The organism is Frateuria aurantia DSM 6220, from assembly GCF_000242255.2.
In the GTDB taxonomy this organism is placed as follows: Bacteria; Pseudomonadota; Gammaproteobacteria; order Xanthomonadales; family Rhodanobacteraceae; genus Frateuria; species Frateuria aurantia.
In genome coordinates, this window is sequence record NC_017033.1 from 776,814 (window position 1) to 797,560 (window position 20,747).

17 protein-coding genes are annotated in these 20,747 nt (G+C 64.1%); 1 reads left to right on the top strand and 16 read right to left on the bottom strand.

What is annotated here, in order from left to right; translation table 11 throughout:
- Positions 1–17: 17 nt before the first annotated feature.
- The 16 genes from dnaE to rpsB all read right to left on the bottom strand — a co-directional run bounded on the left by dnaE (position 18) and on the right by rpsB (position 19,572).
- Positions 18–3,572, bottom strand: coding sequence for a DNA polymerase III subunit alpha (gene dnaE / locus FRAAU_RS03490; RefSeq protein ID WP_014402187.1), 3,555 nt, complete (start codon positions 3,570–3,572; stop codon positions 18–20).
- 198 nt (positions 3,573–3,770) lie between these two features.
- Positions 3,771–5,057, bottom strand: a complete 1,287-nt coding sequence (locus FRAAU_RS03495; protein WP_014402188.1) for an Nramp family divalent metal transporter — start codon at positions 5,055–5,057, stop codon at positions 3,771–3,773.
- Between the two features lie 68 nt (positions 5,058–5,125).
- Complete coding sequence (rnhB, locus tag FRAAU_RS03500; protein ID WP_014402189.1) at positions 5,126–5,722, bottom strand: ribonuclease HII; 597 nt, start codon at positions 5,720–5,722, stop codon at positions 5,126–5,128.
- A complete protein-coding gene (gene lpxB, locus FRAAU_RS03505; protein ID WP_014402190.1) occupies positions 5,715–6,974 on the bottom strand; it encodes a lipid-A-disaccharide synthase in 1,260 nt (419 codons plus the stop codon). The genes rnhB and lpxB overlap by 8 nt, the downstream gene beginning before the upstream one ends.
- 128 nt (positions 6,975–7,102) lie before the next feature.
- The gene (gene lpxA, locus FRAAU_RS03510; RefSeq protein WP_014402191.1) at positions 7,103–7,882 is read right to left on the bottom strand and encodes an acyl-ACP--UDP-N-acetylglucosamine O-acyltransferase; all 780 of its coding nucleotides are present in this window, start codon (positions 7,880–7,882) and stop codon (positions 7,103–7,105) included.
- Positions 7,879–8,352 carry a 3-hydroxyacyl-ACP dehydratase FabZ gene (fabZ, locus tag FRAAU_RS03515; protein WP_014402192.1) on the bottom strand — a complete coding sequence of 158 codons (474 nt, stop codon included), beginning with the start codon at positions 8,350–8,352 and terminating at the stop codon, positions 7,879–7,881. The genes lpxA and fabZ overlap by 4 nt, the downstream gene beginning before the upstream one ends.
- A gap of 5 nt (positions 8,353–8,357) precedes the next feature.
- Complete coding sequence (lpxD, locus tag FRAAU_RS03520; protein ID WP_014402193.1) at positions 8,358–9,377, bottom strand: UDP-3-O-(3-hydroxymyristoyl)glucosamine N-acyltransferase; 1,020 nt, start codon at positions 9,375–9,377, stop codon at positions 8,358–8,360.
- 57 nt (positions 9,378–9,434) lie between these two features.
- Complete coding sequence (gene bamA / locus FRAAU_RS03525; RefSeq protein WP_014402194.1) at positions 9,435–11,810, bottom strand: outer membrane protein assembly factor BamA; 2,376 nt, start codon at positions 11,808–11,810, stop codon at positions 9,435–9,437.
- Positions 11,811–11,996: 186 nt separating this feature from the next.
- On the bottom strand, positions 11,997–13,343 hold the full coding sequence (gene rseP / locus FRAAU_RS03530; protein ID WP_014402195.1) for an RIP metalloprotease RseP: 1,347 nt from the start codon (positions 13,341–13,343) through the stop codon (positions 11,997–11,999).
- 13 nt (positions 13,344–13,356) lie between these two features.
- Positions 13,357–14,532, bottom strand: coding sequence for a 1-deoxy-D-xylulose-5-phosphate reductoisomerase (locus FRAAU_RS03535; protein WP_014402196.1), 1,176 nt, complete (start codon positions 14,530–14,532; stop codon positions 13,357–13,359).
- 28 nt (positions 14,533–14,560) lie between these two features.
- Positions 14,561–15,379 carry a phosphatidate cytidylyltransferase gene (locus FRAAU_RS03540; protein WP_014402197.1) on the bottom strand — a complete coding sequence of 273 codons (819 nt, stop codon included), beginning with the start codon at positions 15,377–15,379 and terminating at the stop codon, positions 14,561–14,563.
- 12 nt (positions 15,380–15,391) lie between these two features.
- On the bottom strand, positions 15,392–16,135 hold the full coding sequence (gene uppS / locus FRAAU_RS03545) for a polyprenyl diphosphate synthase (RefSeq protein WP_014402198.1): 744 nt from the start codon (positions 16,133–16,135) through the stop codon (positions 15,392–15,394).
- A 20-nt stretch (positions 16,136–16,155) separates the two neighbouring features.
- Positions 16,156–16,713: a ribosome recycling factor gene (gene frr / locus FRAAU_RS03550; protein ID WP_014402199.1), complete on the bottom strand. Its 558-nt coding sequence runs from the start codon at positions 16,711–16,713 to the stop codon at positions 16,156–16,158.
- A gap of 95 nt (positions 16,714–16,808) precedes the next feature.
- Complete coding sequence (pyrH, locus tag FRAAU_RS03555) at positions 16,809–17,531, bottom strand: UMP kinase (RefSeq protein WP_014402200.1); 723 nt, start codon at positions 17,529–17,531, stop codon at positions 16,809–16,811.
- 246 nt (positions 17,532–17,777) lie between these two features.
- A complete protein-coding gene (gene tsf, locus FRAAU_RS03560; RefSeq protein WP_014402201.1) occupies positions 17,778–18,659 on the bottom strand; it encodes a translation elongation factor Ts in 882 nt (293 codons plus the stop codon).
- A gap of 61 nt (positions 18,660–18,720) precedes the next feature.
- The gene (rpsB, locus tag FRAAU_RS03565) at positions 18,721–19,572 is read right to left on the bottom strand and encodes a 30S ribosomal protein S2 (protein WP_014402202.1); all 852 of its coding nucleotides are present in this window, start codon (positions 19,570–19,572) and stop codon (positions 18,721–18,723) included.
- 332 nt (positions 19,573–19,904) lie between these two features.
- Between rpsB and map the strand changes: the two genes are divergently transcribed.
- On the top strand, positions 19,905–20,672 hold the full coding sequence (gene map / locus FRAAU_RS03570; RefSeq protein ID WP_014402203.1) for a type I methionyl aminopeptidase: 768 nt from the start codon (positions 19,905–19,907) through the stop codon (positions 20,670–20,672).
- Positions 20,673–20,747 lie beyond the last annotated feature (75 nt).

Consider the following 20,747-nt stretch of genomic DNA (forward strand, 5'->3'; position numbering starts at 1 on the left):
CAGCCTGCGGACCGGGGTCAATCCGAGCCCAGTCGCGCCAGCCGCACATGGGCGCTGAGGATGCCCGGCAGGGCCCTCAGCTCGCGAAGCAGTGCCGGACCGGCCTCGACCCGCCAATCCTCGCCCAATTCCAGGTCGGCGCGGGCCTGGCGGTTCTGGTAACCGCTGAGAACCACCGTGGCGCGGCCGCCGCGGAATCCGTTCAGGACCTGCTGCAGACTGGCCGAAAAATCGGGCCTGACTCCGTTGAGGCTCAGTTTCAGCAGGCGCGCATAGCGCCGACAGGCATCGTCCAGACTCATCGCCGACTTGGCCCGCAGCTGGAAACCGCCGCCGGAGAATTCATCCACCCGCAGGCCGCCTTCCACCACCAGCATCTGGTCGCGTACCAGCAAGGGGGCGACCTGCTGGTACAAATCGCCGAAGAAGCTGACTTCGATCAACCCGCTGCCATCCTCCAGCCGCACATAGGCATCGCTGTCGCCACGCTTGCGGATGGCGGTGACCAGCCCGGCAACGGTCCAGGGCGTGTCGGGGCCGCGCCGGAAGCGGTTGCCTTCATCGCCATCGGACTTGCGCGGGCGAGGTGGCTGATAGCGTTCGACGATCTCTCCCAGCGGACAGGAGGCCAGCTGGGCCAGCTCCTCACGCCACGGGTCGGTGGGATGGCCGGACAGGAAGTGGCCCAGAGTGTCGCGCTCGCCATTGAGCAATTGTTCCAGTGGCCACTCAGGCACCTGGGGCATTTCCAGCGCCAGGGCCGGACCGCTGGCGCCGGCCGGGGCACCGAACATGTCGTTCTGGCCTGACAACTGGTTGCGCAGATGCTGGTCGGCGGCACGGATGGCATCGGGCAGCTGTGCCATCAGGCAGGCCCGGTGAGGCCCCAGCGCATCCAGTGCGCCGGACAGCAGCAAGGCCTCCAGCACCCGCTTGTTGAGCTTGGCATCGCCGATGCGGCGGCAGAAATCACCCAGGTCGGTATAGGCGCCATGCTGGCGGCGCTCAGCGACGATGGCCTCGCAGACACCTTCGCCGACGCCCTTGATGGCACCCAGTCCGTAGCGGATCACCCGCGGCTCGACGGCGACGAACATGAAGTCCGAATGGTTGACGTCCGGCGGCAGGATCTCCAGACCGATGGCTCGCGACTCGTCCAGGAAGGTCACCGCCTTGTCGGTGTTGTCCATGTCCGAGGAGATCGTCGCGGCCATGAACTCGGCCGGATAATGCGCTTTCAGCCAAGCGGTCTGATAGGAGACCAGGGCATAGGCGGCGGCGTGCGACTTGTTGAAGCCGTAGCCGGCGAATTTTTCCATCAAGTCGAAGATGGCGTCGGCTTTTTCGCCGGTCAGCCCGTCCTTGGCGGCACCTTCGCGGAACTTGGCGCGTTCCTTCGCCATTTCCTCGACTTTCTTCTTGCCCATCGCGCGGCGCAACAGGTCGGCGCCGCCCAGCGAGTAGCCGCCGACGATCTGCGCCATCTGCATCACCTGCTCCTGATAGACCATGATGCCGTAGGTCTCTTTCAGGATCGGCTCGACGCGCGGATCGGGATATTCCACGTCCTCGCGACCGTGCTTGCGGGCCACGAAGCTGGGAATCAGATCCATCGGACCCGGACGGTACAGCGCCACCAGGGCGATGATGTCCTCGAAGCGGTCGGCCTGGGCATCTTTCAGCATGCGCTGCATGCCCGAGGATTCCAGCTGGAACACCGCCACGGTGCGGGCACTCTTCAGCAGATCGTAGGTCGCGGCATCGTCCAGCGGCAGCGACTCGATGTCCAGCAAGGCTTCGCCAGCCGCCTCGCGGCGGCGGTTGATGGCCTTCACCGCCCAGTCGATGATGGTCAGGGTGCGCAGACCCAGAAAGTCGAACTTGACCAGACCGACGGCCTCGACGTCATCCTTGTCGTACTGGGTGACCACGCCGCCGCCGCCCGGCTCGCAATAAAGCGGTGCGAAATCGGTCAGCGGCGTGGGGGCGATCACCACGCCGCCGGCATGCTTGCCGACGTTGCGGGTCAGGTTTTCCAGGCTCAGGGCCAGATCGATCAGGGCCCGGGCTTCCTCGTCCTGATCGTAGAGCTCGCAGAACTCCCGGACGACACGATCCGGCTCCTTCTTCGCCTTTTCCGAGCGGCCCAGCACGCAGGACAGGGTCAGGTCCAGCGGTCGTGGCGGCACCAGCTTGGCGATACGGTCGACCGCGTTGTAACCCATGCCGAGCACGCGGCCGGAGTCGCGAAGCACGGCCTTGGCCGCCATCGAGCCGTAGGTGATGATCTGGCTGACATGGTCCCGGCCGTATTTGCGCGAAACGTAGTCGATGACCTCGTCGCGGCGGTCCATGCAGAAATCGATGTCGAAGTCGGGCATCGACACACGTTCTGGATTCAGGAAGCGCTCGAACAGCAAGTTGAACTGCAGCGGGTCCAGATCGGTGATCTTCAGTACCCAGGCCACCAGCGAACCGGCACCCGAGCCACGGCCGGGGCCGACCGGAATCCCGTTCTGCTTGCCCCAGTTGATGAAGTCGGCCACGATCAGAAAGTAGCCGGGAAAGCCCATCTTGATGATGACGTCCAGCTCGCGTTCCAGCCGGGCCTCGTAGTCGGCCAGGCTGTGGCCTTCGGCCAGTGGCGCGGCGGCCAGTCGTTCCTTGAGGCCCTCGCGGGCGATCTCGCGGATATAGCTGGCCAGGTCATGACCTTCCGGCACCGGAAAGTCCGGCAGGTAATAGGTGCCGAAGGACAGTTCCAGATTGCAGCGACGGGCCAGCTCGACCGTGTTCTCCAGGGCCTCGGGCACGTCGGCGAACAACGCCGCCATGGCCTCGGCGTTTTTCAGGTATTGCTGATCGGTATAGTCGCGAGGGCGCTTGGGGTCGGCCAGGACCCGGCCCTGGTTGATGCAGACGCGGGCTTCGTGGGCATCGAAGTCCGACTGTTTCAGAAACCGGGTGTCATTGCTGGCAATCACCGGCAGATCCAGCTCGGTCGCCAGCTGCAAGGCCAGGTTGTTCCAGTGCTCCTCGCGCGGATGTCCGGTGCGGCTCAGTTCCAGATACAGCCGGTCCGGAAACCGCTGCAGCCACGGCTGCAAGGCCGTACGCGCGACATCCAGCCCCTGGTCCATGGCGAGCCGGGCGGTCTCGCTGTCGCGGCCGAAGAGGGCGATCAGGCCGGCGCTGGCACCGTCAGGACCGGTGCCCAGCCACTGGGTGTCCAGCAGGGGCCGGCCGGCGGTCTGGCCGTCGCGCCACACCTGGGAGACCAGTCGCGACAGGTTCAGATAACCCTCGCGGTTCTGGCACAGCAAGGTCATCCGCCAGGGACGGCCTTCATCATGGCCGGCCAGCCACAGGTCGCTGCCGCAGATCGGCTTGATGCCGGCGGCGCTGCAGGCCTTGTAGAACTTGACCAGGGCAAACATGTTGCTGTCGTCGGTCAGGGCGACCGCCGGCAGACCGGCCTCGGCACAGGCCGCTACCAGTTGCTTGATACGAATCGTTGAGTCAACGAGCGAGTACTCGCTGTGCAGATGCAGGGGAATAAAACGTGCGGACATCGCGATTCACATGGTCGGACAGGGAAGGCTACCGCCGCCGTGGCGCGGCGGCAAGTTCAGGCCCTGCGGCTGAATGCCGGAGCCCGTGGCAGGCCTTGTCTCGCAATGGTCTCTTGCATTCTGAGATGGTTGGACCCGGCCCGCCGCCGGCCCCGATCCAGGTGGGCGGCCCGGCTTTGGCTTTCGGCGGCCTGACGCTCAGATCAGGCTGGCGATCTGGCTGGCGTCCAGGTAAAGAATCACGGCGGTGGCCGCGATGGCCAATCCAAGCATGGGTCTGCCCAGGGTAAACCGGCCCATCAGTCGGCGGCGACTGACCAGAATCACCAGGGGCAGCAGGGCGAACGGCAGAACCAGCGCCAGCACATCCTGGGTCCATACCAGCACGCGGTCGGCAGACAGGCCGGGCACGAACAGCACCAGCAGCAGACAGCAGGCGGTGCCCAGACCGCGGCTCAGCCAAAGGGCGGGGCCGGGTAGCCCGCCGCCGCGGGCAAAGCCCCGGCGTATCTGTCGGCCGGCCAGCATGCCGGTCAAGGTCGAGCTCTGGCCGGCCGCGTACAACGCCAGCGCAAAGACCAGTGCGGCGGCGCTGCCCAGGCTGACGGCGATGGCTTGATGGGCGTGGGCCAAGCTGTCGACGATCAGACCGGGGCGGCTCAGTGTGGCCGCTGCCAGCATCAGTATCGCGAGATTGACCAGGGCCGCCAGGCTCAGGCCACGAAAGGTGTCCGCTTCCGTGGCGCTGGCCAGCGCCACCCGTTGCTCGGGCGGTGCGGCTTGTACCCGGCTGGCGGTCATGCCCGAATGCAGATACAGATTGTGCGGCATCACGGTGGCGCCGATCAGGCCGGCCACCATCGCCAGCATGGCCGGGTGCTGCAGCGCCGATCCGCTGTGCAGCAGCCCCTGCCAGGCCGCTTGCGGCGAGGGATGGGCGCGATGGAGCAGAGCCAGGAAGCTGACCGAGACCACGGCCAGCAGCCCGGCGACCACATATTCGTGCTGTTCGGACGCGCGGTGCCTGGACCCGATCAGGACCAGGCAGCCGGCCATGGCCGCCAGGCCGATCCCGGTTCCCAGGGGCAGGCCCAGCAACAATTGCAGGGCAATGGCGCTGCCCAGCAATTCGGCCATGGTGGTGGCGATGATCGCCAGCTCGGCGGCCAGCCAGGCAAGATCGGCCACGGCAGCGGGGAACTGGTGGCGGATCAGACTGGCCAGATCGCGCCCCGTCGCCAGTGCCAGCCTGGCGCTGAGGTGCTGGAACAGCCAGCCCATGAGGCTGGCGAGGATCACGGCACCGGTCAGGGTGTAGCCATACCGGGCACCGGCCTGCAGATCGGTGGCCCAGTTGCCGGGGTCGACAAACCCCACGGCGACCAGCAGTCCGGGGCCCAGCCAGCGCGGTTTTGCCGCCGGAGGGATCGTTGCCTTCCCAATGCCGGGAAGGGTGTAGCGCAGATAGTGGACCAAGGCTGTCATGACCCTATTCAGTCATGCGCTTGACCATATGTCCAAGTGATGGATTTTATGATTTTTATTGGCTGTGACTATAGCGAGGCGACTTGCCGTGTCGCCAAGGCCTTTTTGACCGGAGCGTAACTGAGCCGATGCTGCGGGCAGGGGCCGAGATGCTGCAGGGCCAACTGGTGAGCCGCAGTGGGATAGCCCTTGTGCACGGCAAAGCCATAGCCGGGAAAATCCTGCTCCAGCGCCTTCATGATGCGATCGCGGCAGACCTTGGCCAGAATCGAGGCGGCACCGATCGCCGGTTCCAGGCCGTCACCACCGACGATGGCCCGCGCTGGACAGGGCATGTCCGGGGGGATCTTGTTGCCGTCGATCAAGGCCTCGTCGGCAGCCGGCTCCAGACCGGCCACGGCCCGGCGCATGCCGGTCAGTGTGGCCTGCAGGATATTCAGGGCATCGATTTCCGCGACCTCGATGATTTCGATGCGCCAGGCCAGCGCGCGCTCGATGATCTGCTCGTACAGGGCTTCACGCCGCTTTTCGCTCAGTTTCTTGGAGTCGTTGAGGCCGGCAATCGGGCGTGCCGGATCCAGGATCACGGCCGCCACGGTCAACGGTCCGGCCAGGGGACCGCGGCCGGCTTCATCGACTCCGGCAATCCGGGAAGGTCTAGTCACGAGCGGCCGGTTCCGTCACGCTGGTCTCTCCGCCGGTTTCGGCCGGTGCCGGCGGGGCGATCATGCCGGCGATCACTTCGGCGGCCTGATCCGAGGGTGAACGTTCCGCATCGCCGCGCAAACGTTCGTGCAGAATCTCGAAGCCGCGGACAATGGCTTCGCGCTGATGGCTGTCACGAAACAGAGCCAGCACCGCCGCCGCCAGCTTGCCGGGAGTGCAGTCATCCTGGACGAGTTCGGGTGCCAGCAAGGTGGTCTCGCCAAGACCGCAGGCACGGGCAAGGATATTGGGCAGGGCATAGACCTCGGTGCGGATCATCTTCAGCGAACGGGCCAGCCACAGGCTGAGTGGCGAGATCCGGTAACCGACCACCATCGGCCGTTTGGCCAGCATGGCTTCCAGCGTGGCGGTACCGGAGGCGACCAACACCACGTCCGAGGCCAGCAAGGCATCATGCGCCTGGCCATCGAGCAGTCGTACGGCCGGGGCGTCCTCGGGCAGGGCGTCGATCAGCTGTTGCAGTGTCTGACGGATCGCCGGGTCGGCGGCGGGGATCACGATTTCCAGGCCAGGTATCTGGGCGGCGATCTGCCGACTGGCCTGCAGGAAGATCCGCCCCAGCGACTGCACTTCGGACTGGCGGCTGCCGGGCAGCACCGCCAGTACCGGGGTTTCGCTGGACAGATCCAGGCGCTGGCGTGCCGGCGCTCGATCGACGTGGATCGGGAACTGCCAGGCCAGAGGATGACCGACAAAATGGCCGTGGCCACCATGGCGGGCATAGATTTCCGGTTCCATCGGGAACAGGCACAGGATCTCGTCGGCGCTGCGGCCCAGTTTGGCCGCCCGGTTCTCGCGCCAGGCCCAGACCGAGGGGCTGACATAGTGAACGGTACGCAGTCCGGCCTGTTTGAGATGGCGTTCGACACCCAGGTTGAAGTCAGGGGCATCGATGCCGATGACGACATCCGGGCGCAGTTGCAGCAGGCGTCGCAGCAGAGCCTTGCGCAGCCGCAGCAATCGCGGCAGATGGCCCAGGACCTCGACCAGGCCAAACAGCGAGAGCTCGCGCATGTCATGCCAGGATTCAAGTCCTGCCGCCTTCATGCGTTCGCCGCCGATGCCGACGAAGCGGGCTTCGGGAAAGCGCTGGCGCAGTGCAATGATCAGGCCGCCACCCAGCTGGTCACCCGAGGCTTCGCCGGCGATGAGGGCAAAAACGGGGGCGGGGGAAGGAGCGGATTCAGACATGGTCGACTCTTGGCAATCCTGTCACCGTCAGTTCTTGGCATCGGGCCGGCCGGGTGATGCCGTCGGCCCTTGGAGCGGCGCTGCTTGGTCTATGCGAAAGCCGCGGTATGGTCGTCTTCGCCTTGTGCTCAGCGGACCAGCGAACGCTCGCTGCCGGCGATGAAATCCAGCAGCTCGCGGATGTCCTGGCTTTCGGCATCCAGCGCGTCCAGCTGCGCCCTTGCCTCTTCCAGCGACAGGCCGGAGCGGAACAGGATGCGATAGGCACGTTTGAGCAGGGCAATGCGCTCGGAACTGAAGCCGTGGCGTTTCAGGCCGGTGAGATTGATGCTGCGGATACGGCCGTGCTGCTCGGTATCCTTGGACAGAATCATATAGGGGGCGACATCGGCATGGGCCAGGCAGGACATGCCGATAAAGGCATGGGTGCCGATCCGGCTGAACTGGTGCGCACCGGCATAACTGGAGAAAATCGCCCAGTCGTCGACCCGGACATGACCGGCCAGCCCCGAATAGCTCGAGAAAATGGTGTGGTTGCCGACCTGGCAGTCATGCGCGATGTGCACGTAGGCCAGAAACCAGTTGTCATTGCCGATCCGGGTGATCCCGCCACCGAAACCGGTACCGCGATTGACGGTGACGTTTTCGCGGAACAGGTTGCGGTCACCGATGATCAGTTCGGTGCGCTCGCCGGCGAACTTGATGTCCTGCGGCTCCGCCCCGATCGAGGCGAACTGAAAGATCCGGTTGTCGCGGCCGATCCGGGTCGGCCCGGTGATCACCACATGCGGGCCGATCTCGGTGCCGTCGCCGATTTCGACCTCGGCACCGATGATACTGTAGGCACCGATACTGACTCCGGTGCCGATGGACGCCGAGGGATCGATGACTGCAGTAGGGTGAATCATTTGTCGCTCCTGGCGGCACACATGATTTCGCAGCTGGCGACTTCCTTGCCATCGACCAGCACTTCGGCGACAAACAGCCCCATGCCACGCAGCTGGCGCTTCAGGGTCACCTTGATCCGCAGCTGGTCACCGGGTACGACCACGGCGCTGAAGCGGGCCTTGTCGACCTTCACCAGATAGAACATTGCCATCCGCTGGTCGGCGGGCACCTGATGGCTGAAGCGGGTCAGCAGTCCGGCGGCCTGGGCCATGGCCTCGACGATCAGCACGCCCGGCATCACCGGGTGGCCAGGGAAGTGACCCTGGAAGAAGGGCTCGTTGATGGTGACGTTCTTGGTGGCCACCAGATATTCGCCGGGCACCAGATCGGTCACGCGATCGACCAGCAGGAAGGGGTAGCGATGCGGCAGCAACTCCAGGATTTGCTCGGCCTCGATGGGCAGGGACACGGGCAGGTCGATCTCAGACATGTTTCTTATTCCTTCTCCAGTGCGGCGACGCGCTGCACCAATTCATCCAGACGCTTGAAGCGTGCGGCATTGCGAAACCAGTCGCGGCTGGGCAGCAGCGGCAGGTTGTTTGACGTATAGACACCGGCCTCACGGATATTGCCAGTGGCGACTGCGCAGCCGGTCAGCGTCACTTTGTCGGTGATTTCCAGATGGCCGAACACGCCGGCCCGGGCTCCGAACTGGCAATAGCTGCCGATTTTCGCACTTCCGGCGACTCCCGTGAATCCGGCCATCACCGTATGGGCACCGATCTCGACGTTGTGGGCGATGTGGATATGGTCATCGAGCCGGCAGTCATCGGCCAGCACGGTGTCTTCCAGAGCACCGCGATCGATGGTGGTGTTGGCTCCGACTTCGCAGTCATCGCCCAGCCGCACTCCACCTAGCTGAGGAATCTTGATCCAGTGGCCATTGTCGAAAGCCAGTCCGAAGCCGTCGGCACCCAGCACGGCACCCGGATGGATCAGGACCCGCTTGCCCAAGCGGACCCGCAGCACCAAGGTGACCTGGGCGACCAGCCGGGAGCCGGCACCGACCACGCAGTCGGGGCCGACCACGCAGTTGGGACCGATGATTACGTCGTCCTCGATGACCGCATCGTCCTCGATCACGCTGCAAGGGCCGATGCTGGCACTGGCGGCCACTTTGGCCAGCGGCGAGACCACGGCGCTGGGGTGGATGCCGACCGGTGCGCTCAAGGGGCGCTCGAATAAGGTGGCGACCTTGGCGAAGGCGACATGGGGATTGGCGGCGATCAAGGCGGTGCCGTTGACGGCATCGGCCAGTGCGGTTGACACGATGACGGCGCCGGCGGTGCAAGCCGCCAGTTGCGAGGCGTAGCGGTCGTTGACCACAAAACTGAGGTCACGCGGCCCTGCTCGGTCCAGCGGGGCGACGGCGTCGAGTTCGACGGCGCCATCGCCCTTCAGCTGGAGACCGAACCGCTCGCAGATCGCGGCGGCGGTATACATCTGCTTGTTCATCACGAGGCTCCACGCTGCGCCCAGCGCGGGGCACGGCTTAGCTGGCGGTATGGGGGATCAGAACTGGCTGCCGAAGGTGAACTGGATCTGTTCCTTGTAGCGCTTGTCCGAAGCCTGTTCGCGAACCGGCACGGCAAAGCTGATCACCAGCGGTCCGATCGGCGCCTGCCACTGCAGCGAGATACCCGTGGACACGCGCAGGGTGTTCACATTGAAGTCCTGCACGGTGGCATAGGCGTTGCCGGTATCCACGAACCAGGCTACGCGGGCGGTATTGATGTCCTTCAGGAACGGCAGGGGCAGGAACAGCTGGGCCGAGCCCAGGACCTTGAAGGCGCCGCCGATGGGCTGGGCGTAATCGTAGTAGCTGTTGGCACAGTAGCCGTCATGATTCGGGGTGACCGGCACGGTCTTGCCATTCACTGTCGTGGTGCCGGTGCAGTAGCGCGGGCCCAGGGTGTTCTGCTGGAAACCACGGACATCGCTGACGCCGCCCGAATAGAAGTTCTCCCAGAACGGGAAGTCGTACTTCGAGTCCTTGCCATAGGTCTTGCCGTAGCCGACCTGGCCATCCAGATACAGGACGTACCCGCCGCCGACGGGCCAGTAATGGTTGGCTTCGCCGAAGAACTTGATGTACTGCACGGTCGAGCCGGGCAGGGCCGCGGTGATCGAGGCCTGCAGCTGGCCGCCGTGGGTGGGCGCCCAGTAGTTGTTCTTGGTGTTGCGGGTCCAGGTGACGGTGCCGTCCCAGGAGTGGTCGGTCTTCTTGCCGATCTTGTTGATATAGTCGGTCAGCACCTGGGGCGTGTAGCCGTCGTAGGTGTTGATGCGGTTGCTGCTCAGACCCAGGCTGAAGTTCAGACCGTCCCAGTCGGTGATGGGAATGCCCATGTTCACCGAGAAGGACTTCATGTTGGTCTCGAAGTTGGCCAGGTAGGTATCACCGTAGTTGGACTTCGAATAGGCCAGGTTGTAACCCAGACCGATACCGCTTTCGGTCACATACGGGTTGTAGTAGCTGACATTGGCATTGGTGTAGTAATAGCTCTTCGAGGCGCTGATCGAGAACTTGTCACCGGTACCCATGATGTTGTTCTGGGTGACGGAGGCCGAGATGATGATGCCGGCGTACTGCGAATAGCCCACACCGAACTGCAGACTGCCGGCGGATTGCTCGGCGACCTTCACGTGCAGATCCACCTCGTCGTCGACGCCGTTGACCCGTTCCTTGTTGATGTCGACGGTCTTGAAAAAGCCCAGCTGCTGCAGGCGGACCTTGGTCCGGTCGATGGCCAGCTGGTTGTAGTAACCGCCTTCGAGCTGCCGGAACTGGCGGCGCAGCACCTGATCTTCGGTACGGGTATTGCCTTCGAACACGATGCGGCGGACATACACGCGCGGACCGGGTTCGACATAGAAGGTCAGGTCGACGGTACGCTTGTCATGATCCAGCTTGGGCACCGGGGTGACCTTGGCATAGGCGTAGCCGATATTGGCAAGAATCGCCTTCATCGCGTCCGAGCTGGCCTCGACGGCGCGACGACTGAACAGATCGCCGTTGTGCAGGAACACCAGTCGGCGCATGTCCTTTTCCGGCAGCCGCAGCTGACCCAGCAGATGGATGTCGGAGACCGTGTAGATCTCGCCCTCCTTGACGCTGGTATCGATATAGGCCGAGCGGCGGTCCGGAGAAATGGTGACCTGACTGGAATCCAGCGCGAAGTCGGCGTAGCCGCGGTCCATGTAATAGGACTGCAAGGTCTTCAGGTCGCCGGACAGCTTCTCGCGCGAGTACTGGTCGTTCTTGGAATACCAGGAGGTCAGATTGGCGGTATCGGTCTTGAAGCCGGTACGGATCTGCCGATCGGTGAAATCATGGTTGCCGATGATGTTGATCTCACGGACCTTGGCGACCTTGCCTTCACGGATCTCGATATCGATCGCGACCCGATTGCGATCCAGCTTGGTGACATGCGGGATCACCCCGACGTTGTACTTGCCGCGGTTGTAATACTGCGAGATCAGTTCCTGCTGCACCCGGTCCAGGGACAGCCGGTCGAAGGTCTCGCCTTCGGCCAGTCCGATGGACTTCAGGCCCTTGCGCAGGTCTTCTTCCTTGATGTCGTGATTGCCGCGCAAGTTCAGCTTGGCGATCGAGGGACGCTCGACCACCTTGATGACCAGGGTATTGCCATCCCGGTCCAGGGTGACGTCGCTGAACATCTTGGTCTGGTACAGCGCGCGGATCGCCGACTGGGCTTCCTCGGCGGTCAGCGGCTGGCCCTTGTTGATGGTCAGATAGGTATAAACCGTTCCGGCCGAAATACGATGGAGACCGTCAATACGAATATCGGAAACGACGAATGGCTCCATCGCGACGGCCGTGCTGGACAGTGATGCAAACAAGATCAGGGCGGCGATACGCTTCATCGTCGATTCCGTTGAGTGATTCCCGAACCTGACGCGAACGTCCGGTCCAATAAAAGTGGGATGAGACCTGGGTCTCTCCCCGTTGTCTTCGGGGGCAGCGAGGATATCTCGACCTGTCGCCCCCTGGCGTCCCGTGCTGTCGCTGCCGTGTCCGCCGAGTCCCCGGCATCCCCTGGCGCAGTCGTGTCACGAAGACAGTATGCGGTGAATATCGTTGTAGAACGCCAGCCCCATCAAGGTGAACAATAGCATCAGGCCGACATACTGACCTGCAAGCATGACACGTTCACTGACCGGACTGCCTTTGACCAACTCAATAAGGTAATACAGCAAGTGACCGCCGTCCAAGACGGGAATCGGCAAAAGATTGATCACGGCCAGACTGAGCGAGACCATGGCCAGAAAATTGAGGAACCAGGCCAGGCCCATGTGGGCCGAACTGTTGGCTACCTGGGCAATGCCGATCACGCCGGACAGATTGCGGGGCGACGCCTGGCCGCTGAGCATCTTGCCGATCAGATTGAACGATTGGCGGGTGTTGTGCCAGGTTGCCGTCAGTGCGGCGCCGACGGCTTTCAACGGGCCATAGCGCAAGGTCGCCATCACCGGCGGCTGCGAACCGATGCCGATCAGCCATCGGGCGACACCACCTTGCAGGGCTTCCTTGCGGGCGGTGACGCTCAGATCCAGCTGCTGGTCGCCACGCTGGATCTGCAGCTTCAGCGTGGGCTGGATGGCGGCTTGGCGAGTGACCTGGCTGCGGAAGTCCTCGAAATCGGCAACCGGCTGACCGTTGACCTGGCGGATCAGGTCCCCGACGCGCAGTCCACCCGCCGCCGCCGGCTGGCCCGGCACTACCGTGGCGGCGATCGCAGGCGGCGAAGCCAGTCGCAGGCCCAGCGTATCCAGATAGCGGCCCACGTCCTGTCCTGCGGGCAACTTCTGCAGGGGCAGGCTCAGGGAGCGCGGTGTGCCATGGGGATCGGTGACCACCATCGGCAGCGGCTGGCGGCCCAGGGTCGCATTGGCAATTGCGTCCAGCGCATCGCTCCAGGTGCTGACCGCGTCACCGTCGATCCGCTGGATCCGATCGCCGGCCTGAATGCCGGCCTCGGCTGCCAGACTGTGCGGTGCCGCAGTCACGATGGGGGCGATGTCCGGCTTGCCCAGCATGAACATCAGCCACAGCGCAACGACGGTGAACAGCAGATTGAAGGCCGGGCCGGCGGCAACGATCGCGATCCGCTGCCAGACCGGCTTGGCAGTGAACTCCTGGCCGCGCAGGGCTGGATCGACCTCGCCCTCGCGGGCATCGAGCATTTTGACGTAGCCACCCAGCGGAATCGCCGCTATCTGGTATTCGCAGCCGTCCCGTCCTTTGCGTGACCACAGCGCACGACCGAAGCCCACTGAAAAGCGCAGGACTTTGACGCCACAGCGCCGGGCGACCCAGTAATGGCCAAATTCATGGAAGGTGACCAGTACGCCCAGCGTGACCAGCAACCAGAAGACGGAACCGAAAAATGCATTCATTAACCGAAGGATATCAGCATGTGCTGGCAAGGACCCGCAGTGCGGCTTCGCGGGCGGCGCGATCACGATCCATCAGTGACGGTATATCGACCACGGATTGTTGCGGCAGTTCCGCAAGAACCCTCTCGACGAGATCGGGAATCGCGTTGAAGGCCAGCTGCCCGTTAAGGAAGGCCTCGACGGCCACTTCGTTGGCGGCATTGAGGATGGTGGTGGCATCACCACCGGCCCGCAGGGCCTGGAAAGCCAGCGCCAGGCAGCGGAAGGTTTCCAGGTCGGGTTCTTCGAAATGCAGTTTGCCGATGGCCGGCAGATCCAGGGTCGGAACGGCGGTGTCGATCCGCTCCGGCCAGGCCAGGGCATAGCCGATCGCGGTCCGCATATCGGGATTGCCCAGCTGGGCCAGTACCGAGCCATCGACATAGTCGACCATCGAATGGATCAGGCTTTCGGGGTGGACCACCACGTCGATCTGATCGGCGCTGGCACCGAACAGGTGGTGCGCCTCGATGACCTCCAGGCCCTTGTTCATCAGGGTTGCCGAATCCACCGAGATCTTGCGGCCCATCGACCATTTCGGGTGCTTGCAGGCCTGGTCCGGGGTGATGGTGGTGAGTTCATCGCGCTTGCGGCCGCGGAAGGGGCCGCCCGAGGCCGTCAGGATCAGTCGGCGCACGCCGCTGCGGGCCAGCGGCGGCCTGCCGCCGGGCAGGCACTGGAAGATCGCGTTGTGCTCGGAGTCGACCGGCAGCAACTCGCCGCCGCCCTCGTTCAAGGCCTGCAGCAGCAGCTCGCCGGAAATCACGATGGATTCCTTGTTGGCCAGCAGCAGGCGTTTGCCGGCACGGGCCGCGGCAATGGTGGAACCCAGCCCGGCGGCACCGACGATGGCGGCGACCACGGTATCGCACAGCGGGCCGGCCGCGGCCTGGTCCAGTGCCGAGGGTCCGGCTGCGGCCTCGCAGCGGAGTCCGGCGGCCTTCAGCTTGGCGGCCAGTTCGCCCTCCAGAGCCGGGTCGGCGATGATGGCCAGGTCCGGCTCGAAGCGCTGGCATAGCGCGACCAGGGCATCGACCTGACGGTTGGCACTGAGTACGCTGGCCCGAAAGCGCTCGGGATGCCGGGCAATGATGTCGAGGGTGCTGCTGCCGATCGAGCCGGTGGCACCAAAAATCGCGATCTGTTTCATTTGCTCAAACGCTCATCGTCAAGAGGGCTTACAGCCCCAACAGAAGTTTGCCGGCGGCGAACACCGGGAGGGCGGCAAAGACGCTGTCCATCCGGTCCAGCATGCCGCCGTGGCCGGGGAACAGGTTGCCGGAATCCTTGACCTGGCCTTGGCGCTTCATCAGGCTTTCGACCAGGTCGCCGACGATGGATGCGGCGACGGTCAATACCGAGAGCAGGACCAGGCCGGCCAGACGGGGGCCATGCACATCAAGCAGCAAGCCTCCGCCGAGGCCGATCAGGATGCCGGCCACGCCGGCGCCGTAAGCACCGGCCCAGGTTTTGCCCGGGCTGATCTGGGGGGCCAGCTTGCGCTTGCCGAAGAAGCGGCCGCTGAAATAGGCGCCGGTGTCAGCACCCCAGACCAGCAGCATCGCCAGCAGGGTCCAGGCCGGGCCATGCGGCGAACTGCCGTGAATGGACATGCCGGCGACCCAGGCCGGGAACAGGACCAAGGCGCCAGCTACCAGCTTCATGTTGCGGTGGGCCGGCGTCGGCGAGGCGGCGAATGTCAGCTGGTTGAGCCAGACACAGGCCACAGCCCACCAGGCCACGCCCAGCGCGATGACGGGAGGCCACCAGGGCCCGGCGCGCAGCTGCCACAGCACGACATAGGCCAGCGCCGAGACCAGCAGCAGCGCGATCCGTGCCGGACGGTTCTGCAGCCCGGCGATACGTGCCCATTCCCAGGCCGCCGACAGGAAGATGATGCCAATCGGCAGGGCAAACCACGGCGTGGGCAGCCCCAGAATCATCAGGATGGCCAGGGGTGCCACCAGCAGGGCAGTCAGTACGCGTTTGGCAAGCATTGAATTCTCGGATCAGGAGGTATGTGCCAGTTGTTCGCCGGTGCGCCCGTAGCGGCGCTCGCGATTGGCGTAGGCATGAATGGCCTGGGTCAGACTGGCCTGGTTGAAATCAGGCCACAAGGTATCGGTGAAATAGAGCTCGGCGTAGGCCATCTGCCACAACAGGAAATTGCTGATGCGGTATTCGCCGCCCGTACGGACAAACAGATCCACGGGGGGCTGGTCGCTCAGCTGGCAGTATCCGGCGACCCGGTTCTGGTCGATGTCGGCCACGGCCAGTTCTCCGCGCTGGACGGCTGCGGCCAGTTCACGCGCGGCCTGGGTGATATCCCATTGCCCGCCGTAGTTGATCGCGATATTGACGGTCAGTTTTCGATTGCCGGCCGTTATCGCCACGGCGCGGGCGATGCGCTCGCGCAGCAGACTGTTGAGACTGCCCAGCTCGCCGATAAAGGTCAGTCGCACATCGTGCTGGCGCAGACTTTCGACTTCACGGTCCAGCGCCCGCAGGAACAGTTCCATCAGCGCACTGATTTCCTCTTCCGGGCGGCGCCAGTTCTCACTGGAAAAGGCAAACAATGTCAGCGACTGCACCCCATGGTGCAGGCAGCCCTCGATGATTTCCCGCACCGCTCGCTGACCGGCACGATGGCCGGCACTGCGCGGCAGCAGCCTGGCCTTGGCCCAGCGGCCATTGCCATCCATGACCACGGCGATATGCCCGGGAACACGGCTGCGCGGGGCATCATCGGACATGGCAGGCAAGCTGGTGGCGCTCACAGCGCCAGCAGCTCATCCTCCTTGGCCTTGACCACGGCATCGACATCCTTGATGAAGCGATCGGTCAGCTTCTGGATCTCGTCGTCGAAACGGCGGTCATCATCTTCGGTGATCTCCTTTTCCTTCAGCAGATCCTTGGCCTGCTGCAAGGCATCACGGCGGATATTGCGCACCGCGATCTTGGTGTTTTCACCTTCATGCCCGACCTGTTTGGCCAGCTCGCGGCGACGCTCCTCGGTCAGCGGCGGCAGATTCAGGCGGATCACGGTGCCGGCGGTGGTCGGGGTGATGCCCAGATCCGAGGCCAGGATCGCCTTTTCAATCGGCCCGACCAGATTTTTTTCCCAGGGGGTGATCACGATGGAGCGCGAATCGCCCAGGGCAACCGAGGCCACCTGGCTCAGTGCGGTATCCGAGCCGTAGTAGGAAACCTTGATTCCGTCCACCAGCGAGGTGCTGGCGCGGCCGGTACGGATCCGGGTCAGGTCGTGCTTGAGGGAGTCGATGCTTTTGCCCATGCGGGTCTGGGCATCGGCCTTGATTTCATTCAACATGGTCTGTAACCCCGGTGGCATGCAAGCCGGCAAGTATAACAAGCGAGGCAGGGGCAAGACAGGCCGACCCCCGCTGCCATGGATCGTGCGCGATCTCAGCCCGGATCGACCAGGGTGCCGATGGCCTCGCCACGGATGATCCGCTTGAGATTGTCGGCCACACCCATGTCGTAGATCCGCATCGGCAGACGCTGGTCCCGGCACAGGGCGATGGCGGCGGTGTCCATCACTGCCAGTTTGCGCTCGATGACCTGATCGTAGGTCAGGTGGTCATAGCGCTTGGCGTCGGCGTGGCGTGCGGGGTCGGCACTGTAGATGCCGTCGACCTTGGTGGCCTTCAGCAGCAGATCGGCACCGATCTCGATGGCGCGCAGGGCGGCGGCCGAATCGGTGGTGAAGAAAGGGTTGCCGGTGCCGGCTGCAAACAGGGCGACCCGGCCCTTTTCGATATGGCGGATGGCGCGGCGCCGGATGAAGTCTTCACAGACATCGTGGATCGGCAGTGCGCTCATCACTCGGGCTTCACCGCCGCGCTTTTCCAGCGCGTCCTGCATGGCGAGGGCATTCATGACCGTGGCCAGCATGCCCATGTGGTCACCGGTGACGCGGTCCATGCCGTTGGCTTGCAGGCCGGCGCCGCGGAAGATGTTGCCGCCGCCGATGACGACGCCGATCTGCACGCCTTCCTTCTGGATTTCCAGGATTTCATCGGCGAGGCGCCCGATCACGGTCGGATCGATGCCGTAGTCGGCGCTCCCCATCAAGGCCTCGCCGGACAGCTTGAGCAGAATGCGGCGATAGTGTGTCGAGGAACCCATGGCAAATCTCCTATTGCGTGGCGCGAATGGCGCACAGTGTAGCTGAGCTAAGCGGGCCGGCACGTTGTGCGCCGCCCCATGTATACATATTGCAGATCGTATCGCGACAGTCGGGCGCGGGGCTGACCGTTTGCGGGCATGGCCGGGGTGGCGGCGATGCGCGGGTGCCTCGCCTTGCCTGTCATGGATACGACAAGGCCGCGGGTTTGCCGCGGCCTTGTGCGTTTCAGCGGTGGCGGACCTGGATCAGGCCAGGCCGGCCTGCTTCATCACTTCGGCGTGGAAGTCTTCCTCGACCTTCTCGATGCCTTCGCCCACGGCCAGGCGGACGACGCTGACGACTTCGGCGCCTTCCTTCTTCAGGGCTTCGCCGACGCTGACATTGGTGTCCAGCACGTAGGGCTGGCCGACCAGGGTCACTTCGGAGACGATCTTGTTGATCTTGCCGGAGATGATCTTTTCCAGGATTTCGGCCGGCTTGGCCTTGTCCTTTTCGGTCATCTGGCTCAGTGCGATCTCTTTTTCCTTGGCGACGAACTCGGCCGGGACATCCGCGGCGTGGATGTGCGGCGGGTTCATGGCGGCCACGTGCATGGCGATGCCCTTGGCCAGATCTTCCGAACCACCCTTCAGCGCGACCAGCACGCCGATGCGGCCGCCGTGGATGTAGGCGCCGATGGTGCCGTCGGTTTCGATGCGAGCCAGCCGGCGGACCTGGATGTTTTCGCCGATGGTGGCGACCAGGCCCTTGGCGGCCTCGTCGACCGTGCCGCCGTTCGGGTAGGCGGCCGCCTTCAGCGCTTCGACGTCGGCCGCGCCCGAATTCAGGGCGATCTCGGCGACGGCGTCGCTGAACTTCAGGAAGCTTTCGTCCTTGGCCACGAAGTCGGTTTCGCAATTGACTTCGACCAGGACGGCCTTGCCGGCGGCCTGGGCGGTAACGATGCGACCTTCGGCGGCGACGCGGCCGGCCTTCTTGTCAGCCTTGGCCAGACCGGTCTTGCGCAGCCATTCCATGGCGACTTCGATGTCGCCATTGTTTTCGACCAGGGCCTTCTTGCATTCCATCATGCCGGCACCGGACCGCTCGCGCAGTTCCTTGACCAGTTGTGCGGAAATCGTGCTCATAAATATTCCTCGTATGCCTGGAGCGGCCGGTCACCTTCGGGCGACCGGCCGATCAACGGGTTCAGTCGTTGCTCTGACCGTCTTCGCGACGACGGCTGCTGCCGGCGTTCTTGCGGGCGCCGTGATGGCGACGGTCACCGTCCTTGCGACGATCATCCTGGCTGCCGACCGGATTGCCTTCTTCGTCCAGCTCGACGAATTCGTTGCCGTCGCCCTGGGCGGCATTCGGCGAAGCGGCCTTGCCTTCCAGGATCGCGTCGGCGGCGGCGCGGGCATACAGCTGGATGGCGCGGATGGCGTCATCGTTGCCGGGGATGGCGTAATCGACCAGCTCCGGGTTGTAGTTGGTATCGACGACGGCGACGACCGGAATGCCCAGCTTCTTGGCTTCCTGCACGGCGATGTCTTCATGGCCGATGTCCACGATGAACAGGGCGTCCGGCAGGCGGGTCATGTTCTTGATGCCGCCCAGCGAGTTTTCCAGCTTCTCGCGCTCGCGACGACGGGTCAGCACTTCGTGCTTGACCAGCTTGTCGAAGCTGCCATCGGTCTCGGCCGCTTCCAGTTCCTTCAGGCGGGCAACCGACTGCTTCACGGTGCGGAAGTTGGTCAGCATGCCACCCAGCCAGCGGGCGGTGACGAAGGGCATGCCGGCGCGTGCGGCTTCTTCGGCCAGCGGCTCGCGAGCCGAACGCTTGGTGCCGACGAACAGGATGGTGCCGCGCTTCTGGGCCACGCCCGACAGGAAGTTCAGCGCATCGGTGAACAGCGGCAGGGTCTTTTCCAGATTGATGATGTGGATCTTGCCGCGGGCGCCGAAAATGTACGGGGCCATCTTCGGGTTCCAGTAACGGGTCTGGTGACCGAAATGGACGCCGGCTTCCAGCATCTGGCGCATGGTGACTTGGGCCATGGTATTGCTCCGAAATAGTGGGGATATTCCCCGGGGGTTAAGACCTCCACGCATCCCCGTGCTCGACCCGGCTGCCGGCCAGGCAGCAAGGCACCCCGAGTACGGTGTCGATACGTGTGTGGCATCGTATGCCTGATTCAGACAGGCTCGGGCCATGTGGCAATGCGCTACAATGGCCTTTCGTTGCCCCGTCCGGCCGCTGGCAGCGCCAGGAGATGGCCGACGGGGTTAACCCGCCAATTATATTCTGTGACCGGCGTCGTCGGCAAGCCACGTCCCGGCATCCTGCGGGCTTGGGTTTGTCCCTGCCGGGCACCATAGTAGGAACCATTATGGCAATCACACTCAAATCGCCCCAAGACATTGAAGGCATGCGCGTCGCCGGTCGTCTGGCGGCCGAAGTTCTGGCCATGCTCAAGGAGCATGTCAAACCCGGTGTCACCACCGAGGAGCTGGACCGGCTGGCCTATGACCATATCGTCAACGTGCAGCAGGCAACGCCGGCCAATGTCGGCTATCACGGTTTTCCCAAGACCTTGTGCACCTCGGTCAACCATGTCATCTGCCATGGCATTCCCACGGCGACCAAGGTCCTGAAAGACGGTGATATCGTCAATATCGATGTCACCGTGATCAAGGATGGCTGGCATGGCGATACCAGCCGGATGTATTTCGTGGGCAACCCTTCGGTGCTGGCCCGCCGCCTGGTGGATACCACTCTGGAGGCCATGCTGAAAGGCATCGCCCAGGTGCGCCCCGGCGCGACGCTCGGTGATATCGGCGCGGCGATCCAGCAGCATGCCGAGGCGGCCGGTTTCTCGGTGGTCCGCGAATATTGCGGCCATGGTATCGGCAAGGTCTATCACGACGAACCGCAGGTCCTGCACTACGGGCGCGCCGGCACCGGGGTGGAGCTGAAGGAGGGCATGACCTTCACCATCGAGCCGATGATCAATGCAGGCAAGCCGCAGACCCGCCAGCTGCCTGATGGCTGGACCGTGGTGACCAAGGATCACTCCCTGTCCGCCCAGTGGGAGCACACCGTGGCCGTGACGGCAGACGGTGTCGAGATCCTGACGGCCTGGCCGGACGCGGGTTAAGTCGCATCCGGGGAGATCGTTCGCGGGGATGGAGGCTGCCATGGCGGCCTCTTCAACAGATACACAACGTGTGAG

What these genes read in the sequence shown, in the direction of transcription:
- FRAAU_RS03535 (WP_014402196.1), bottom strand. Translation starts at nt 14,532, where the DNA reads ATGAAACAGATCGCGATTTTTGGTGCCACCGGCTCGATCGGCAGCAGC.
- lpxB (WP_014402190.1), bottom strand. Translation starts at nt 6,974, where the DNA reads ATGTCTGAATCCGCTCCTTCCCCCGCCCCCGTTTTTGCCCTCATCGCC.
- lpxA (WP_014402191.1), bottom strand. Translation starts at nt 7,882, where the DNA reads ATGATTCACCCTACTGCAGTCATCGATCCCTCGGCGTCCATCGGCACC.
- rseP (WP_014402195.1), bottom strand. Translation starts at nt 13,343, where the DNA reads ATGAATGCATTTTTCGGTTCCGTCTTCTGGTTGCTGGTCACGCTGGGC.
- rpsB (WP_014402202.1), bottom strand. Translation starts at nt 19,572, where the DNA reads ATGGCCCAAGTCACCATGCGCCAGATGCTGGAAGCCGGCGTCCATTTC.
- FRAAU_RS03495 (WP_014402188.1), bottom strand. Translation starts at nt 5,057, where the DNA reads ATGACAGCCTTGGTCCACTATCTGCGCTACACCCTTCCCGGCATTGGG.
- lpxD (WP_014402193.1), bottom strand. Translation starts at nt 9,377, where the DNA reads ATGAACAAGCAGATGTATACCGCCGCCGCGATCTGCGAGCGGTTCGGT.
- bamA (WP_014402194.1), bottom strand. Translation starts at nt 11,810, where the DNA reads ATGAAGCGTATCGCCGCCCTGATCTTGTTTGCATCACTGTCCAGCACG.
- fabZ (WP_014402192.1), bottom strand. Translation starts at nt 8,352, where the DNA reads ATGTCTGAGATCGACCTGCCCGTGTCCCTGCCCATCGAGGCCGAGCAA.
- map (WP_014402203.1), top strand. Translation starts at nt 19,905, where the DNA reads ATGGCAATCACACTCAAATCGCCCCAAGACATTGAAGGCATGCGCGTC.
- FRAAU_RS03540 (WP_014402197.1), bottom strand. Translation starts at nt 15,379, where the DNA reads ATGCTTGCCAAACGCGTACTGACTGCCCTGCTGGTGGCACCCCTGGCC.
- pyrH (WP_014402200.1), bottom strand. Translation starts at nt 17,531, where the DNA reads ATGGGTTCCTCGACACACTATCGCCGCATTCTGCTCAAGCTGTCCGGC.
- uppS (WP_014402198.1), bottom strand. Translation starts at nt 16,135, where the DNA reads ATGTCCGATGATGCCCCGCGCAGCCGTGTTCCCGGGCATATCGCCGTG.
- tsf (WP_014402201.1), bottom strand. Translation starts at nt 18,659, where the DNA reads ATGAGCACGATTTCCGCACAACTGGTCAAGGAACTGCGCGAGCGGTCC.
- dnaE (WP_014402187.1), bottom strand. Translation starts at nt 3,572, where the DNA reads ATGTCCGCACGTTTTATTCCCCTGCATCTGCACAGCGAGTACTCGCTC.
- frr (WP_014402199.1), bottom strand. Translation starts at nt 16,713, where the DNA reads ATGTTGAATGAAATCAAGGCCGATGCCCAGACCCGCATGGGCAAAAGC.